The following is a 16287-nucleotide window of genomic DNA, read 5'->3' on the forward strand; positions in this document are numbered from 1 at the left end:
GCGTTTGAGAGTACGCCGAAAAACTCCCTAACGCGAATGGGTCGCGTTAGAGAATGGGATTCGGCCACTAACGCGAGTGTGTCGCGGTAGCATGGACGCATGACGCAGGCAGCAGGGACGATCCGTCCGGGAGGCAGATCCGCCAAGACGCGGGACGCGGTGCACGCGGCGGTCCGGGAACTGCTCGACGCCTCCCCGGACGGCACGGTCACGGTCGCCGAGGTGGCCGAGCGCTCCGGGGTGCACCCCGCGACCATCTACCGGCGCTGGCGCACCCCCGAAGGGCTCGTCCTCGACACCCTCTTCGAGGAGCTGAGCCGGCGCTCGCCGCTCCCTGTCACCGGGGACCTGCGCGCCGACGCGCTGGTCTACACCCGCCACCTGCTGGCGGACCTGCGCGCGGACCGGAACCTGATGCTGGCCAGAGCCGTCGCCGCGGCCACCCGCTCGGGGGTGCTCGGGGCCGACGCGCTGAACCGGTTCGTCGAACCCCGCACCCGGCAGATCGAGGCGATGCTCACCGCCGCCGGCACCGGCGAGCTGGATGTCCAGGACGTGCTGGAGCTGATCCTCGCCCCCGCCTACACCCACGCCCTGCTGGGCGCCCCGCTGGACACCGACGCCGACGCCGAACGGCTGGTCGACAACCTCCTCGCCGTCCTCGCCCGGCGCAGGGCACGCGCGGCGGCGTCCTCGGGGGACGACACCTGAGCCGGTCGTACGAGTGGGCGTGCGAGTCGCCGTACAAGCTGTCGTACGAGCCGTCGCAGACGCGAACCGCCCCGCCCCCGGCCGATCTCTCGGCGACGGGGACGGGGCGGTCGTGCGCGATGTACCGGGTGGTCGCTAGTCGACGTCCACCGGGCCGTCGTCCGACTTCTTGTCGCGGCGGGCGCTGAGCTGGAGCAGGCCGTTGTCCCGCGGCTGCTCGGAGTGGTTGCCGTCGGACTCCTGGCCGCTGAGGTTCTGGCGGACCGAGTCCAGGATGGTCAGGCCCTGGGAGACCAGGCCGGCCGCGATCTCGCCGAGGCCGTCCGCGCCGTTCAGCACGTTGACGTTGGCGCCCGCCAGACCGCCGGCCGCCTCCTTCACGATCTGCGGCAGCTGGTCGATCAGCATCCGGTCCAGCGCGACCCGGTCGTACGACGCCGCCGCCTCGGCCTGGATCTTCATCCGCTGGGCCTCGGCCGCCGCGAGGATCCTGACCCGCTCGGCCTCCGCCTCCGCGGGCTTGACGACCTCGGACACCAGCTGCTTCTGCCGCAGCAGGGCCTGGCGCTCGGCCAACTCCGTCTGCGCGTCCAGCACTTCCTGCTGCGCATGGGCCTGCGCCAGCGGACCGGCCTGCGCCGCCTGGGCCTGCGCCCGGTCCACCTCGGCCGAGTACTCGGCCTTGACGACGGCGGTCTGCCGGGCGTACTCCGCCTGCCGGCGCGCCGCCTCCTGCTCCGCCTCCACCGCGGCCTGCGTGGCCTGCGCCTGGGCGATCTGCGCCTGGCGCTGGATGGCCGCCTTGTGCGGGGCGGACATCGCGTCGATGTAACCGGTGTCGCCGTCGTCGATCGACTGGATCTGGAGCGAGTCCACGATCAGACCGATCTTGGCCATCTCCATCTTGGAGGTGTCCAGCACCTCGGCGGCCAGCTTCTGCCGCTCGGTGACGATCTCCTCGACGGTCATCGAGCCGATGATGGCGCGCAGATGGCCGGCGAAGATCCGGCCGGTGAGCACCGACATCTGGTCCTGGTCGGAGAGGAAGCGCTGACCGGCGTTGATGATGCTTTCGTGGTCGTTGCCGACCTTGAAGGCGATGACGGCACGCACGTGCAGCGCGATGCCCTGCTTGGTCACACAGGTCTCGGTGACCTCCGACTCGCACATCGCCAGCGAGAGGAAGCGGGTCTTGCGGAAGAACGGGACCACGAACTTTCCGTGGCCCGTCACCACTCGGAACGGCGCGCCCCCCAGTCCCCGTCGTCCGCCCGAGATCAACATCGCCTCGTCCGGCGCGGGTACGCGGTATCCGAACATTTTCTCGTACTCCTCAGCTGGCGCCGACGGCGTCGCCGCCGAGCGCGTCCAATGGGTCGGCCCATTCGATGACGCCGACCTCGCGGCATCCCCGTGATTCGATCACGAGGACCGTCGCTCCCGGCGGCAGGGGATCCTCCGACCAGGCGAGAAACGTCTCGGATCCGCCCCGGACCCGGACCAGCACCTCGCCGGGTCCCGCGGGTCCACGCGTTCCGATGAGGACTTTCCCCGTGCAGCCGATCACGGCCTCGTCCTGCGTCATCACCGGCCGTCCTCCTCGCGCTGGCCTCGGTATTCCGACGATAGTCCCCCTCGGCCCGTGCACCAACGGGCGGGAGGTCACAGCACGCGCACGGACTCGGCCAGCTGCTGCGGCAGGGGCGCCGTGCGGGTCACCACGAGGCCGGAGACCGCTCGGGTGAGGGCCACGTACAGCCGCCGCAGGCCGGTGCGCTCGTCCGGTTCGCCGTCGACCACCGCCCGCGGCTCGTCCAGCACCACGTAGTCGTACTCCAGGCCCTTGGCGAGCGAGGCCGGCACCAGGGTCAGCCGCTTCTCGCGGGTCGTCTCCTCACCCGGCGCGAGGTATCCGATCCCGGCCGCCGTCAGCGCCTCGGCCAGCGCGGGGACCCGGGCGTCGGCGGCGATCAGACCGGTCGAGCCCTCGTTGCCGAGCAACTCCTCGCAGGCGGCGACTACTTCGTCCGCGCCCTCGATCGCGCGGACCTCGAAGAAGCCCGGGTTCTCCCGGACGGAGGCGACCGGGGTCAGACCCGGCGCGATGTGCGGGAGCAGCCGGGAGGCGTACGTGATGACGTCGGTCGGCACCCGGAAACCGGCCGTCAACTCCTCGATCACGCCGTCCGGTTTGCCGAGGTGGGCCAGCGCCTCCTGCCAACTCCGGGTCGCCCAGGGCGTCGTACCCTGCGCCAGGTCGCCGAGGACGGTCGCGCTGCCCGTGGTGCAGCGGCGGCCCACCGCCCGGTACTGCATGGGGGAGAGGTCCTGCGCCTCGTCCAGGACCACATGGCCGAGCGAGTGGGTGCGCTCGATCAGGTCGGCCGCCTCGTCGATCAACACCGCGTCCGCGGCGGACCATTTGGCCGACTTCACGCTGCGGGCGGGCTTGGCCCACAGGATCGTCTTCCGCTCGTCCTCGTCCAGCAGTCCGGCGGCGTGCTCGGCGAGGAACTCCGGCTCGGTGAGCAGCCGCAGCACCAGCTTCGCCGGGTCGACCGCGGGCCAGATCGCCTTGACGGCCGCCTTCACCGCGCTGTTGCGCGCCACCGCGTCCTGCACCCGGTCGTCCGGCGCCTCCCCGGCCCGCTCCATCCGCACCAGCACCGCGTGCGCGATCCGCTGCGGCAGGGCCTCGCGGGCGGCGCCGTACCGGATCTCCCGGTCCCGCAACTGCCGTACCAGCTCCTCCAGTTCGTACGCCGGAATCCGCCAGCGCCGGGAACCGCGCACGACCACCACGGGTTCCGTCGGCAGGGTCACATGGGAGTACAGGGCCCGGCGCAGCACCTCGGCCATCCGGGCGTCGCCCTTGATCACCGCGGCGGCCGCGTCGTCCGTGCCGCGCACCTCCACCCGCGCCACCAGGTCGTCCACGGTGGCCTGCTGCACGGACAGCTCGCCCAGTGCGGGCAGCACCTGCTCGATGTAGTGCAGGAAGGACTTGTTCGGGCCGATGACCAGGGTGCCGGTGCGGGCGAGGCGCTCGCGGTGTGCGTACAGCAGATACGCCACCCGGTGCAGGCCGACGGCGGTCTTCCCGGTGCCGGGGCCGCCCTGGACGCAGACGGTGCCGCCGAGCCCGCTGCGGACGATCTCGTCCTGCTCCGGCTGGATGGTGGCGACGATGTCCCGCATCGGGCCGACGCGCGGCCGCTCGATCTCCTGCTGGAGCAGCTTGCTGGTGGTGGCCGCCTCCGCCGGGTCGGACAGCCGCTCGTCCTCGTACGCCGTCAGCTCGCCGCCGGTGTAGCCGAAGCGGCGGCGCAGCCCGATGTCCATCGGGTCCTTCTTGGACGCCCGGTAGAACGGCTGGGAGACCGGCGCGCGCCAGTCGATGACCATGGGATCGCCGTCGGCGTCGTGCACATGCCGGCGCCCGATGTAGAACTGCTCGCCCGACGCGCCCTCCGCCTGGTCCACGCCCGGAGCATGCAGGTAGTCGAGGCGGCCGAAGAACAGCGGGGTGTCGCTGAGGTCGGCCAGCGCCTTGATGCGGTCGTCGATCTGGCGGCCGAGCACCGCGGCGTTGACCCAGTTCGCGGTGACGTCGCGGATGTCCAGCGCCTCCACGTCCTCGCGCATGGCACGCAGCGCGGCACGCGAGTGGGCGAGGTGCGCGCGCTCGCGGGAGAGCGGGTCCCCGGCGGGGTCGATGGCCTGTTCGTGAGCGGACGTGGACAAGGGGGTGCCTCCGGTGGGCCTGCTGCGGGCGGTACGACGGTGACGGTGCCGTGCGGGACGGCGTGGCCGTCCGGTTTCCGTCCGGGCGGCGGCACTCCCGGAGGGGAGGCGGGCAAGGGACGGGATTTTAGTGAGGGAGCACGGGGAGCGCCAGTGAATATTCACCGAGGGGACCGCGAGGACCGAGGGGACCGAGGGGTGCGGCCGGGGGCAGACGGCGGATCACCCAGCTGACGGCTCGACCGGCGCCCACCGGGGCCGGGGCCGGGGTGCCTCGCGGCCCTGAGACGGCAACCGGTCCGGCTGCCCACGGCGGGGCTGCCGGACCGGTGGTGGTGGAGCCGTTACGGCCTCAGTGCCGGCCCTTCTTGTCGTCCGGGCCGGAGCCGTAGCCGTAGCCGTGCTCGCCGCCCTCTTCGCGGCGCTCGTTGGTGACGGAGACCGCCACCGGGGCGGTGCCGCTCGCCTCGGTCACGGTGAACGGGCCGAAGACCTGGTTGGCGGGCAGGACGTAGCCCTCCGGTACGGCCGTCTCGCGGAGGTAGTACAGGCCGAGGGGCAGCTCGTCGAAGGCGCAGTGGCCGGCCGCGTCGGTGGTGCAGGCGGCGCCGGTGCGGGTGTCCGGGTTGGGGCCGGTGGTCTGGAGGCCGTCGACGCCGTTGGTCTCCCGCCACGCCTCGAAGACGGCACCGGCGAGCGGGGCGCCGCTCCGGGCGTCCGTCTTGGTCAGCTCGATCGCTCCGTTCACCGGCGGCACCGGCGTAAGCGTGTCGCGGACGGTGGCCCCGACACCCGCCGACGCGTTCTCGGCGCTCAGCGTGAGCGGGCCGAAGACGTCCGGGTCGGGCAGCTCGTAGCCCGCGGGCGCCATGGTCTCGCGCCAGTAGTAGGTGCCCGCCTCGGCCGTGACGGCGCAGCGGCCGCCGGCGCCGGTGGTGCAGTCGGTGACGTGGGTGTCCGGGTCGGCGCCACCGGTCTGGAGCCCGGGCTCGCCGTTGGTCTCCCGCCACAGCTGGAACCCGGCGCCCGCCAGGGCCGCGCCGTTCTCCTCGTCGACCTTGTGGACGCGGACCTCACCGGTCACCTGCGGGGTCGGCGCGCAGTCGGGCAGGTCGCCGTCGAACGGGTAGGCGTGGATCTCCTGGCCGCCGCCCCCGGTCGCGGCACTGGTGTGGGTGAGCGAACCGGTCGTGAAGAAGCGGCCGTTGATGCCGGGCAGGGTGACCGTGGTCATGGACGACTGGTCGCCCATCAGGAAGCTGCCCTGCATCTGCCCGGTGCCGGCGAGGTCCACGGTCGTGGCGTCGGGGAAGTTCCACAGCAGGCGCTCGCGGTAGGCGTTGAGCGGGTCGGTGCTGTCGTCGATGCCGCCGCTGTACGTGCGGATGGTGCGGTCGGCGCCGTAGACGTTGACCAGCACGGTGGCCCCGGCCGGGATGCCGCGGAAGACGATGCCCTGCTGGGCGCCGTTCGGGCCGGTCAGGTCGAAGTCCACGTCGAAGACCTGGAGCGCGGAGGTGCCGTCGCCGGTGAACACGGTCTGCGAGCCCTCGTTGACCGCCCTGCCGGTGGGCTGCCGGTGGGCGCCGCCGACGCGGGCGTAGCACTGGCTGGCCGCCGTCAGCTCGTCGCGCAGCGCGGTGTACGGCCGCGCCGCCGCCGGGTCGTGCACCAGCCGCCCGGTGACCTGGCCGCTCTCGGTGCCGGCGTAGCGCACGGTGCCCTGTTCGCCGATGAGCCCGCCGGTGGTGTCCAGGCGCTGGCCGCTCGCGATGGTCACGTCGCCGCCGGTGGTCAGGAAGTCCGTGTCACCGGGCGGGGGGACGCGCGAGCCGACGCCGGCGATGCCGAGGTTGTACAGGGCGCTGCCGCCGGCTTCCTTGTGCTGGTCGAAGTCGTTCAGGACGACCACCCGGCCCTCGGCCTCGGCGGCCCGGCCGCGTACCAGGAAGTCGTGGCCGACGAAGATGTTGATCGCGGCGTCCCGCCCGGCGAGCGGGCCGTTGCCGACGCCCGGGAACGGGTCGGGGCAGCTGCCGGGGACACACGGGCCGAGCCCGCCGGGCAGGGTGGCCGCGGCGGCGGGGACGGCACCGAGGCCGAGGGCGAGCGCGGGCACGGCCGTCGCCACGACCGCCCAGGAGGCACCGGTGGTGCCCACACGTGAACGCAGCGCCCGCAGGCGCTGGGTGATGATGCTCATGCCCGGCATGTTCGCCGGGCCGGGCCGTCTCCGGCGGCGATGACACATGGCCGGGGCGATCACCGCGGCAAGGTCATGCGAACGGGGCCGCCCGGTACTCCGCACGGCCCCCAGCCGCATACTCCGGACGGCCCCGGAACCCTGCTCCCCACGGCCCCAGCCGTGTACTCCGCGCGGCCCCGAGTCTCTTGCGCCGTGCGGCCCCTAGGGGGTGCGGGCGGGCCGGGCCTAGGGGGCGGGTGGGGGTCGGGTCCACCCGCGGGTGCAGGCGGGGGCGCCTGGAATTGGACCCGTGGACCGATACCGCGAAGGGGCCCGGAGTTCCACCATGGAGTCATGAGCGCAGCAACCGTTTCCCCTTCCACTCCCCATCCCCCGACCGGAGCCACGGCGGTGGACGGCGCCCCGCGCCACCTCCTGGGCAGCGCCCTGCGCGCGCTGAAGGTGTTCGCACAGGCGGCGTTCGGCGTCGTCATCCTCGGCGAGTACGGCGAGGAGGCGGGCATACGCCGGGCGTGACGGCGGCACCCGTCACCCCCGGCCCTCCGCCTCCGAGAGGATCTCGTCCGCGTCCATGATCCGGTAGGCGTAGCCCTGTTCGGCCAGGAACCGCTGGCGGTGCGCGGCGAAGTCCTGGTCGATGGTGTCGCGGGCCACGACCGAGTAGAAGTGGGCCTGGTGGCCGTCGGCCTTGGGCCGCAGCACCCGGCCGAGCCGCTGGGCCTCCTCCTGGCGGGAGCCGAAGGTGCCGGACACCTGGATGGCGACCGTGGCCTCGGGCAGGTCGATGGAGAAGTTCGCGACCTTGGACACCACCAGCACGTTGATCTCGCCCTCACGGAAGGCGTCGAAAAGCTTCTCGCGCTGGGCGTTGGAGGTCTCGCCCTTGATCACCGGGGCGTTCAAGTGCTCGCCCAGCTCGTCGAGTTGGTCGATGTACTGACCGATCACGAGGATCTGCTGGCCCGCGAACCGGCGGACGATCGCCTCCGTGACCTTCCGCTTGGTGTCCGTGGTGGCACAGAAGCGGTACTTCTCCTCCGTCTCGGCCGTCGCGTACGCCAGCCGCTCGGACTCCGTCAGGTTCACCCGGACCTCGACGCAGTCGGCGGGCGCGATATAACCCTGCGCCTCGATCTCCTTCCAGGGCGCGTCGAACCGTTTGGGCCCGATCAGGGAGAACACATCCGACTCACGGCCGTCCTCGCGCACCAGCGTGGCGGTCAGCCCCAGCCGCCGCCGTGCCTGGAGATCGGCGGTGAACTTGAAGACGGGAGCCGGCAGCAGATGCACCTCGTCGTAGACGATCAGTCCCCAGTCACGCGAGTCGAACAGCTCCAGGTGCGGATAGACGCCCTTCCGCTTGGTCGTCAGCACCTGGTAGGTGGCGATGGTGACCGGGCGGATCTCCTTGCGGGTCCCGCTGTACTCGCCGATCTCGTCCTCGGTCAGCGAGGTCCGCTTCACCAGCTCGTGCTTCCACTGCCGGGCGGAGACGGTGTTGGTCACCAGGATCAGCGTGGTCGACTTCGCCTCCGCCATGGAGGCCGCGCCCACCAGCGTCTTGCCCGCACCGCAGGGCAGTACGACGACACCGCTGCCGCCGTGCCAGAAGTTCTCCACGGCCTGCTTCTGGTACGGCCGCAGGGTCCAGCCGTCCTCACGCAGGTCGATGGGGTGCGCCTCGCCGTCCACGTAGCCCGCGAGGTCCTCGGCCGGCCAGCCGAGCTTGAGCAGCGTCTGCTTGATCTGCCCGCGCTCGGAGGGGTGCACCACCACGGTGTCCGGGTCGATCCGCGCGCCGACCAGCGGGGTGATCCGCTTGGACTTCAGGACCTCCTCCAGGACCGGCCGGTCGGTGGTCGTCAGGACCAGTCCGTGCGCGGGGTGCTTGGAGAGGGTGAGGCGGCCGTAGCGGTCCATCGTCTCGGCGATGTCCACGAGCAGCGCGTGCGGCACGGGGTAACGGCTGTACTCCACCAGCGCGTCCACGACCTGCTCCGCGTCGTGCCCCGCGGCCCGCGCGTTCCACAGCCCGAGCGGCGTCACCCGGTAGGTGTGGATGTGCTCGGGCGCCCGCTCCAGCTCGGCGAACGGCGCGATGGCGCGTCGGCAGTCGTCGGCCCGCTCGTGGTCGACCTCCAGGAGCAGGGTCTTGTCGGACTGGACGATCAGTGGACCATTCACGCGCGGCACACCCTTTCCACCACGGCCTTCACGGGGACGACGGCCTTCACCGGGACCAAACCTCCAGTGTGCCCCATCCGGTGGCGATCACGGCGGGCCAAGGGCCACCGCGACCGTCCCCGTTCACTCCCCGGCCAGCTCGGCCACCCCGGTGATGCGGTGCAGCGGATAGGTCCGGACCTCGTCCGCCGTGTGGTCGTACGCCGTCACGAAGCCGCCCTCCACACGGACCGGCGCGATGACGCGCTGGCTGGCGGCGCCCTCGGCGTTGACGTAGCCGATCCACAGGGAGTCGCCGGTGAGCACGGCCGCCTGCACGGTGGCCAGGGTCTCGGCGGCGGACGTGCGGGGCAGCTCACCGGCCGCCGGATCGGTGCCGACGGGCTTGCGGGGCGCGGTGGCGGCCAGGTCACCGGCCCGGATGGCGCGGATCGCGGCGGACAGGAGCGTGGCGTCGGGCGGCGGCGGGCCGTCCGGCACCGGCTCGGGCGCGGTCCGGGGCGGGGTGCGGTGGGCATGGGCGCGGGTGATCAGCACATCGCCCTCGGCGGACTCGGCGGCGGGCGCGAAGCCCATCGCGCGCAGGCCCTCCAGCAGGGCGGCCGGATCGGTCTGGGCGGCCAGCACGGTCGGGGCGAGGCGGCGCAGGCGCAGGGCGGTGGCGCGCTTGTCGGCGAGGATCTCGTTCAGCAGCGCGTCGTCGTCGCAGCGGACGTAGGCGGAGGCGGCGCCGATCCGCAGATGCCCGTGTCTGCGGGCCACGTCGTCGATCAGGTAGGCGAGCGGCTGCGGGACCGGGGTGCGCGAGTGCCGGGCGAGGAAGTCGTGCAGATCGGCGGCGGTCCGCCCGGCGTCCAGGGCCCGGCGCACCGACCCCGGAGTGAACCGGTACACCGTCGCGCCGCCCTTCGACTCCACGTCCGCGAGCACCCCGAGCATCTCCGCGAGCGGCCGCTCCAGCGGCCCCGGCGCGACCGCCGTCAGATCGGCCTGGAGGAGGACGTGGTCGAGGGGCTCGGGCAGGAGCGGGGCGAGCAGCCGGGCGGCGGTGGCGGTGGCGGCGGCCTGGTCGGCGGCGGAGAGGGGGGCCGGGGCGGTGGCAAGGGGCGTGGTCGGGGCGGTGGCGGTCGGGGCCGCCGCCGGGACCGGGGCGGATGTGTGGTGGTGATGGACGGGGAGCTTGTCGCCGGGGCCATCAGGGCCACTGGGCTCACCCCTGCCGGCCGGGCCACCCGCACCGGTCACGCCGACCGCGCCGGTCGGACCAGCCGCGCCGGTCGGGCTACCCGCGCCGGCCGCCGGTGCCCCCAGCAGTGCCCTGCCATGGGTGGACAGCGCGCCGCGTCCCGTCACGCCCAGGAGTTCCGCCTCCGTGAGGGTCCAGCGGGCCAGGCGGGTGCGCAGGTCCTCGGCGGGGGCCGCGGGGGTGTCCCTGGCGGGGCGGGGGGTGGCCGCGGTGCCCCGCAGGGGGCGTTCCCAGTGCAGGCGGGACAGGATCGACTCCGGGACGGGGGCGGCACCCGCCGGGAGGCCGGCCAGCAGGGTCAGCACCCGGTGCCGTACCTCGGGCGCGGCCGAGCGGTCCAGACCGGGGCCGAGCGCGGAGAGGGTGCGGTCCTTCGCGTCCCGGCCGCCGACCAGGCCCGGCGCGCGGGTCGCCGTCAGCCAGACCCCGGCGAGCAGCGCCCAGCGCTCGGCCGGGGGACGCTCCAGCCACTCGTCGTAGAAGGGGGTGGCGGCGTACCGCTCGTCGGCCTCGCCGTCGGAGGCCAACAGGCCCGCCGCGTAGGCCAGTTCGACCCAGAACGCGGCGACCGGCTCGGGCGCGTCCAGGGCGACGGCGGTCCGCTTGAGATCGCGCACGCTCAGCCCGCCGGCCCGCAGCACCGCCGGCCCGCCCTCGTCCCAGTCCTTCAGCAGCTCCTCGACGGTGGCGAGCGCGGTGTGCGCCTGACCGGCCGCCGTTGCGTCCACAACCTGTGGACGGTGGGTCGCGGCCGGCTCCACCGCGGGCGGCAGCGGCTCGGTCTCCCGGTGGGCGCGGCCCGCGCGCAGATGCAGGGCCACCTCGCGGGGGAGTACGACGGTGCCGGGTGCCGTCGGCAGCAGCAGGCCCCGGTCGAGCAGCCAGCGCAGATGGGCGGCTGGTTCCGGGGTGACCTGGCCGTACGGCGGCCCCCACACCAGCCGGGACAGCACCTCAAGGGAGCCCTCCGGCGCCTTGGCGAGCAGCCTGGCCATCTTCTTCCGGTGGGTGAACAAGGCGGTCAGCGCGTTCACCGCCGACACCGAGTCATGGGTCGAGGCCAGCCCCGCCGTGGTCACGATCTCCTGGATCCGCCCCGGAGACATGCCCGAGGCGGCCTCGTGCACGGTGGGCCCGAGCCCGGTCGGCGAGGGGTGCTGCGGGGACGGCGCGAGCAGCTCGCGGGCGGTGCGCACCAGGCGCAGCCGCTCGTCGTCGCCCCACACCAGCGCCTGTTCGCGCAGGGTGGCGAGGGCGCGGGGGAGCGCGGCGGCCACCGTCTCGTCTCCGGCGTCCCCGGCCATCAGCCCGAGCAGGGCCCGGTACGAGGCGGGGTCCGGGGCGACGGCCAGCGCCTCGGCGGTTTGCAGCGCGAAGCGGTCCAGCCGTTCCAGGGCCCGCAGCACCGAGGACCGGGTGCCGGCACGGGTGGCCAGCTGGGTCAGATCGGTGGGGACGGGCGCGATGAGGTCCGGGCGGCTGCGCAGCAGCGCGGCCAGGGAGGCGTCGTCCCTGGCGCGGAGCGCCTCCGCGAGGGACCGAGGGGCTGGGTTGGCCTCTTGGCTCATCCGGCCAACGGTAGCGGGTCACCCCCGGCCCTTCAGCCGTGGCGGGCGGGGCCCCGCTCTGCGCTACCGTCCTCACGGGGTTTCAGTCGGCGTCTCCCCGGAGGGATTCCGTGGGCATCGAAAGCGACAAGGTCGTCTACGAGTACCTGAGCCGCGTCGGGGACATCGCTCAGCAGCGGCAGCTGCCGTCCTCCGCGCGCATGCGGCTGGTCTCGGAGCTGCGCAACGAGATCGACCGCGACCGGGCCAGGGCGACGGTGGACAGTCCCGCCGCGGTCCGCCGCATCCTGGACCGCCTGGGCACCCCGGACGAGGTGGTCGAGGCCGCGGGCGGCACCGGGCCCGCCGGGGGCGGGGCCAGCCCGACCGCCGCCATACCGGCGCAGCCCGCGCCGCGGGAGCGGGAGCCGGAGCGCGCGGCGCCGGGTGGGGAGCGTCCGCGGGGTCTGCGCCGGGTCGTGCCCCGGCCGCGTCCCGCCGGGTCCCGGCCCGAGCCGTCCGTGCCCGCGGACGCGCCGCCCGCCGCCGCGCACGAGCTGTGGCAGGCCGAGCCGGTGCGCGACTGGTGGCGCACCTCCGACGGTGCCTTCGGCGGCGCCGGGCACAGCCCCTTCCTGGACACCGACCCGGTGCCGGGCTTCGTCGGCGGGGTGGAGATCCCGGACCTGCTGCGCCGCCCGCCGCACGAGCTGGAGAAGGAGCGGGAGGAGCGGGAGAAGGCGGCACAGGCGCCTCCTCCGGCCCCCGCCCGGCGCTTCGGGCTGTTCCCGCGCCGGACCACGGCCGCCGCCCAGGCCCCGGACAAGGCGCCCGACGTCGCGTCCGACAGCGCGCCGGACGCCGGGACCGCCGCCCCCGCCCGCCGTCTCCTGCCCGGTCCCGCCGCCGGCTGGTCCAACCCGTTCCTGCTGCTGGCCGCCGCCGCGCTGGTCGCCGGGGCGGTGCTCGGCAACTGGTTCGCGCTGCTCGCGGGCTGGGCGATCGTCTACGCCTCCCGGCGGCTGAGCCCGTCCGAGAGCAAGTGGGCCGTGCTCGTGCTGCCCGGCAGCGCGGTCGCGGCGGGCCTGGTGTGGCTGTGGGGACGGCAGAGCGGCCGCTGGGGCGACCCGATCGCCCAGGGGCAGATGAGCGACGCCGTCACCCAGACCTGGCCCTGGGTGGTGCGCGGCGCGGCCGTCGCCTCGGCGCTGTACGTGGTGTGGCGCTCGCAGCGCAGAGGCTGACACCGGCGGCACGCCAACCGGCGGCCTACCGGGACAAGGCCGGACGCCCGCGGCGCGGCACCCGATGCCCGTGAACAGCGGCTGACGCCCGTGGCGCGGGCACCGGATGCCCGCCGGGCAGCGGCCGACGCCCGTGAACAGCGGCTGGCCCGCGTGAAACAGCGGCCGACGCCCGTGGGGCAGCGGCCTACGCCCGCGGGGTAGCGGTCGGCGTCCGTGGTGGGGAGGCCGGATGGAGGGCGGCGGGCTGTCGTACCCACCTGGCACCATGTCCCCCATGGCCTCCCTCACCGTCGGCTTCGACCTCGACATGACCCTCATCGACTCCCGGCCCGGCATCCGCGCGTGCTACGTGGCGCTGGCGGAGCGTACGGGGACGTACATCGACGCCGATCTGGCGATCACCCGGCTCGGCCCGCCGCTGGCGGACGAGCTGGTGAACTGGTTCCCGGCCGAGCGGGTGCCCGCGGTGGCCGACCTGTACCGGGAGATGTACCCGTCCATCGCCATCGCCGCGACCCCCGCCATGACGGGCGCCCGCGAGGCCATGGCGGCGGTGCGCGCGGCCGGCGGCCGGACCATGGTGGTCACCGCCAAGTACGAGCCGAACGCGAAGCTGCACCTGGCCCACCTCGGCATCGAGCCGGACGTGGTCGTTGGCGACCTGTGGGCCGAGCAGAAGGCGCAGGCGCTGCGCGAGTACGGCGCGGGAGTGTACGTCGGCGACCACACCGGCGATGTGCGCGGGGCGCGTACGGCGGGCGCGCTGTCGGTCGCCGTGGCGACCGGGCCCTGCCCCGCGGACGAGCTGCGCGCCGCCGGGGCGGACGTCGTCCTGGACGACCTGTCCGCCTTCCCCGCGTGGCTGGCCGATTACCGCCCCTGACGGCTCCGGCTCCGACGGCCCCCCGGCGCTGCCGCGGCCCGCTCGCTACCGGGACGCCGCGGCGCTCCTCGCCTGCCGCCGGCCGGCCGCGATCGACCGCAGCACCCCCGCGCCGGCGACGAGGAACCCGATGCCCATGAGCATGCACAGTCCGTACATGTAGGTGGGAAACGGCTTGGTTCCGAGGAACAACGGGACCATCGTGACCAGGGTGGCCAGGGCTCCGACGAAGAACACGATGGCGCCGGCACGGATCAGTCCGTCGCCGGGCCCGGCGGAATTCGCTTGGGTTTTGTCACGCACCGGACCAGGGTAGTTCCTGCGCGAGAGAACGACCGGGCGACGTCTTGTCACCGGGTCCAAGACCATTAGCCTTGATGACGGCGGGTCACGGTCGACCCGCTCTAGTGCTATCAAGAGCCGTTTCCGAAGAAGTTTTCCCGACGAGTACGAGGACGAGGACAGACGTGCCTACCGGCAAGGTCAAGTGGTTCAACAGCGAGAAGGGCTTCGGCTTTCTCTCCCGCGACGACGGCGGTGACGTCTTCGTCCATTCCTCGGTTCTCCCCGCCGGAGTCGATGTGCTCAAGCCGGGACAGCGCGTGGAATTCGGCGTGGTCGCCGGCCAGCGCGGCGACCAGGCGCTTTCGGTGACCGTGCTCGACCCGACGCCCTCCGTGGCCGCCGCCCAGCGCAAGAAGCCCGACGAGCTGGCCTCGATCGTGCAGGACCTGACGACCGTCCTCGAGAACATCACCCCGATGCTGGAGAAGGGCCGCTACCCCGAGAAGGCCTCCGGCAAGAAGATCGCCGGGCTGCTCCGCGCGGTCGCCGACCAGCTGGACGTCTGACCGGCGCCCCCTCTCCAGCAGACCCCTGCCGGGCGGGCTCCCGTCAGGGAAACGCGAGCGCGTCCGGGCCGAGGGGCGGCACCAGCCCCTCGGCCGCGGCGCGGGTGAGCAGCCCGCGGATCGCCGCGTAGCCGTCCTCGCCGAGGTCGGCGGTGAACTCGTTGACGTACAGCCCGATGTGCTGGTCGGCCACCGCCGGATCCATCTCCTGGGCGTGCGCCATGACATACGGCCGGGAGACCTCGGGCGCGTCCCACGCGGCCCGCACGGAGGCGCGCACCGCCTCGGCGAGTCCCTTCAGCGCCTCGGCGCCCAGCGACCGCTTGGCCACGATCGCGCCCAGCGGGATCGGCAGCCCGGTCGTGCGCTCCCAGTGCTCGCCCATGTCGGCGAGCTTGTGCAGCCCGTAGTTCCGGTAGGTGAAGCGGGCCTCGTGGATCACCAGTCCCGCGTCCACCGTGCCGTCCCGTACGGCCGGCATGATCTCGTGGAACGGCATGACCACGATCTCGCCGACTCCGCCGGGCACGGTGTCCGCCGCCCACAGCCGGAACAGCAGATACGCCGTCGACTTCTCGCTGGGCACCGCGACCGTACGGCCGGTCAGGTCGACCCCGTCCTCCCGCGTGAGCACCAGCGGCCCGCAGCCCCGGCCGAGCGCGCCGCCGCAGGGCAGCAGCGCGTACTCGTCGAGGACGTACGGCAGCACGGCGTACGACACCTTCAGCACGTCGAACTCGCCGCGCTCGGCCATGCCGTTGGTGATGTCGATGTCCGCGAAGGTCACGTCGAGCGCGGGGGCGCCGGGGACGCGGCCGTGGGCGAGGGCGTCGAAGACGAAGGTGTCGTTGGGGCAGGGCGAGTAAGCGATCTGCAACGGCTCACTGGTCATACGGGTTCCAACTCTCCAAGGCGGGCGCGAACTTCCCGAAGGCCGCGGTGAGGGCGGCGAGGGCGTCGCCGATGCGCCAGGCGGCGCGGTCGCGCGGCCCGACCGGGTTGGAGATCGCGCGGATCTCCAGCACCGGCACGCCCTGGGCGTCGGCGGCCTCGGCGACTCCGAAGCCCTCCATGCCCTCGGCGAGCGCGCGGGGATGCCGGGCGCGCAGCGCGGCGGCGCGGGCGGCGGTGCCGGTCACGGTGGACACGGTCAGGACGGTGCCGTTGCGGGCGCCGGTGGCCTCGGCCACGGCTCGTACGAGTGATTCCGGCGGGCGGTGGGTGACGGTCCCGAAGCCCAGCTCGGTGACCGGGAGAAAGCCGTCCGGGGTCTCGGCGCCCAGATCGGCGACGGTGATCGCGTCGGCGACGACGAGCGAGCCGAGCGGCGCATCGGGCACGAAGCCGCCGCCGATCCCGGCCGAGACGACCAGGTCGTAGGGGGTTCCGGCGAGCGCGGCGGCGGTGAGCGCGGCGGCGGTGGCGGCGGCGGCCCGCGCGGGCCCGACCCCGGCGGCGAGCAGATCGGTCACGACGGCACCGGCGCTCGCACCGGCCGGACCGGCACCGGCGGCCGTACGACCCGCGTCGGCGTCGGCCGGCGTACGAGTCGGACCGGCACCGGCCGTCGTACGGATCACCACCGCGCCCGGCAGCCGTACCTCGTCCCCGGACTCGGGGAACGCGCGTGCCACCGCGTCCCGTTCGGCCGGGACCGCGGTGGCCACG

Annotated in this window: 14 protein-coding genes; 5 read left to right on the forward strand and 9 right to left on the reverse strand. The window is 73.8% G+C overall.

The genetic code is table 11. From position 1 onward, the window contains the following. The first annotated feature begins 99 nt into the window (after positions 1 to 99). Positions 100 to 711, forward strand: coding sequence for a TetR/AcrR family transcriptional regulator C-terminal ligand-binding domain-containing protein (locus ACE4Q9_RS18635; protein ID WP_397985349.1), 612 nt, complete (start codon positions 100 to 102; stop codon positions 709 to 711). Positions 712 to 846: 135 nt separating this feature from the next. Here the strand turns inward: ACE4Q9_RS18635 and ACE4Q9_RS18640 are convergent, their stop codons facing one another. The 4 genes from ACE4Q9_RS18640 to ACE4Q9_RS18655 form a co-directional block, all read right to left on the reverse strand. Then, a complete protein-coding gene (locus ACE4Q9_RS18640; RefSeq protein ID WP_397985350.1) occupies positions 847 to 2031 on the reverse strand; it encodes an SPFH domain-containing protein in 1185 nt (394 codons plus the stop codon). 13 nt (positions 2032 to 2044) lie between these two features. Further along, entirely contained in the window at positions 2045 to 2296 is a 252-nt protein-coding gene (locus ACE4Q9_RS18645; RefSeq protein WP_397985351.1) for a hypothetical protein, read from the reverse strand. Between the two features lie 77 nt (positions 2297 to 2373). Continuing rightward, positions 2374 to 4356, reverse strand: a complete 1983-nt coding sequence (locus ACE4Q9_RS18650; RefSeq protein WP_397987259.1) for a HelD family protein — start codon at positions 4354 to 4356, stop codon at positions 2374 to 2376. Between the two features lie 451 nt (positions 4357 to 4807). Further along, a complete protein-coding gene (locus tag ACE4Q9_RS18655) occupies positions 4808 to 6658 on the reverse strand; it encodes a choice-of-anchor A family protein (protein WP_397985352.1) in 1851 nt (616 codons plus the stop codon). Positions 6659 to 6994: 336 nt separating this feature from the next. Between ACE4Q9_RS18655 and ACE4Q9_RS18660 the strand changes: the two genes are divergently transcribed. Further along, on the forward strand, positions 6995 to 7177 hold the full coding sequence (locus tag ACE4Q9_RS18660) for a hypothetical protein (RefSeq protein ID WP_397985353.1): 183 nt from the start codon (positions 6995 to 6997) through the stop codon (positions 7175 to 7177). Between the two features lie 12 nt (positions 7178 to 7189). Here the strand turns inward: ACE4Q9_RS18660 and ACE4Q9_RS18665 are convergent, their stop codons facing one another. Both ACE4Q9_RS18665 and ACE4Q9_RS18670 read right to left on the reverse strand, forming a co-directional pair. Next, positions 7190 to 8845 (reverse strand): DNA repair helicase XPB, encoded by a 1656-nt coding sequence (locus ACE4Q9_RS18665; protein WP_397985354.1) that lies wholly within the window; start codon positions 8843 to 8845, stop codon positions 7190 to 7192. 123 nt (positions 8846 to 8968) lie between these two features. Continuing rightward, positions 8969 to 11659, reverse strand: coding sequence for a helicase-associated domain-containing protein (locus ACE4Q9_RS18670; protein ID WP_397985355.1), 2691 nt, complete (start codon positions 11657 to 11659; stop codon positions 8969 to 8971). A gap of 110 nt (positions 11660 to 11769) precedes the next feature. Between ACE4Q9_RS18670 and ACE4Q9_RS18675 the strand changes: the two genes are divergently transcribed. Both ACE4Q9_RS18675 and ACE4Q9_RS18680 read left to right on the forward strand, forming a co-directional pair. Beyond that, a complete protein-coding gene (locus tag ACE4Q9_RS18675; RefSeq protein ID WP_397985356.1) occupies positions 11770 to 12882 on the forward strand; it encodes a hypothetical protein in 1113 nt (370 codons plus the stop codon). 268 nt (positions 12883 to 13150) lie between these two features. Next, the gene (locus ACE4Q9_RS18680; RefSeq protein WP_397985357.1) at positions 13151 to 13768 is read left to right on the forward strand and encodes an HAD family hydrolase; all 618 of its coding nucleotides are present in this window, start codon (positions 13151 to 13153) and stop codon (positions 13766 to 13768) included. 45 nt (positions 13769 to 13813) lie between these two features. On the opposite strand, the gene ACE4Q9_RS18685 is transcribed toward ACE4Q9_RS18680, so the two are convergent. Continuing rightward, entirely contained in the window at positions 13814 to 14071 is a 258-nt protein-coding gene (locus ACE4Q9_RS18685) for a hypothetical protein (RefSeq protein WP_397985358.1), read from the reverse strand. Between the two features lie 164 nt (positions 14072 to 14235). Here ACE4Q9_RS18685 and ACE4Q9_RS18690 point away from each other — a divergent pair, with 164 nt between their 5' ends. Further along, positions 14236 to 14619: a cold-shock protein gene (locus ACE4Q9_RS18690; RefSeq protein ID WP_397985359.1), complete on the forward strand. Its 384-nt coding sequence runs from the start codon at positions 14236 to 14238 to the stop codon at positions 14617 to 14619. A 43-nt stretch (positions 14620 to 14662) separates the two neighbouring features. On the opposite strand, the gene ACE4Q9_RS18695 is transcribed toward ACE4Q9_RS18690, so the two are convergent. Next, on the reverse strand, positions 14663 to 15511 hold the full coding sequence (locus ACE4Q9_RS18695) for a 1,4-dihydroxy-6-naphthoate synthase (RefSeq protein WP_397985360.1): 849 nt from the start codon (positions 15509 to 15511) through the stop codon (positions 14663 to 14665). After that, positions 15501 to 16286: a futalosine hydrolase gene (locus ACE4Q9_RS18700; RefSeq protein WP_397987260.1), complete on the reverse strand. Its 786-nt coding sequence runs from the start codon at positions 16284 to 16286 to the stop codon at positions 15501 to 15503. The genes ACE4Q9_RS18695 and ACE4Q9_RS18700 overlap by 11 nt, the downstream gene beginning before the upstream one ends. Between the last annotated feature and the right edge of the window lies 1 nt (position 16287).

Origin of the sequence: Streptomyces sp. AM6-12 (genome assembly GCF_044327085.1) — a bacterium.
GTDB lineage: Bacteria > Actinomycetota > Actinomycetes > Streptomycetales > Streptomycetaceae > Streptomyces.

Coding starts and splice junctions, on each gene's coding strand:
- ACE4Q9_RS18635 (WP_397985349.1), top strand. CDS start 100: ATGACGCAGGCAGCAGGGACGATCCGTCCGGGAGGCAGATCCGCCAAG.
- ACE4Q9_RS18640 (WP_397985350.1), bottom strand. CDS start 2,031: ATGTTCGGATACCGCGTACCCGCGCCGGACGAGGCGATGTTGATCTCG.
- ACE4Q9_RS18645 (WP_397985351.1), bottom strand. CDS start 2,296: ATGACGCAGGACGAGGCCGTGATCGGCTGCACGGGGAAAGTCCTCATC.
- ACE4Q9_RS18650 (WP_397987259.1), bottom strand. CDS start 4,356: ATGCGCGAGGACGTGGAGGCGCTGGACATCCGCGACGTCACCGCGAAC.
- ACE4Q9_RS18655 (WP_397985352.1), bottom strand. CDS start 6,658: ATGAGCATCATCACCCAGCGCCTGCGGGCGCTGCGTTCACGTGTGGGC.
- ACE4Q9_RS18660 (WP_397985353.1), top strand. CDS start 6,995: ATGAGCGCAGCAACCGTTTCCCCTTCCACTCCCCATCCCCCGACCGGA.
- ACE4Q9_RS18670 (WP_397985355.1), bottom strand. CDS start 11,659: ATGAGCCAAGAGGCCAACCCAGCCCCTCGGTCCCTCGCGGAGGCGCTC.
- ACE4Q9_RS18680 (WP_397985357.1), top strand. CDS start 13,151: ATGTCCCCCATGGCCTCCCTCACCGTCGGCTTCGACCTCGACATGACC.
- ACE4Q9_RS18695 (WP_397985360.1), bottom strand. CDS start 15,511: ATGACCAGTGAGCCGTTGCAGATCGCTTACTCGCCCTGCCCCAACGAC.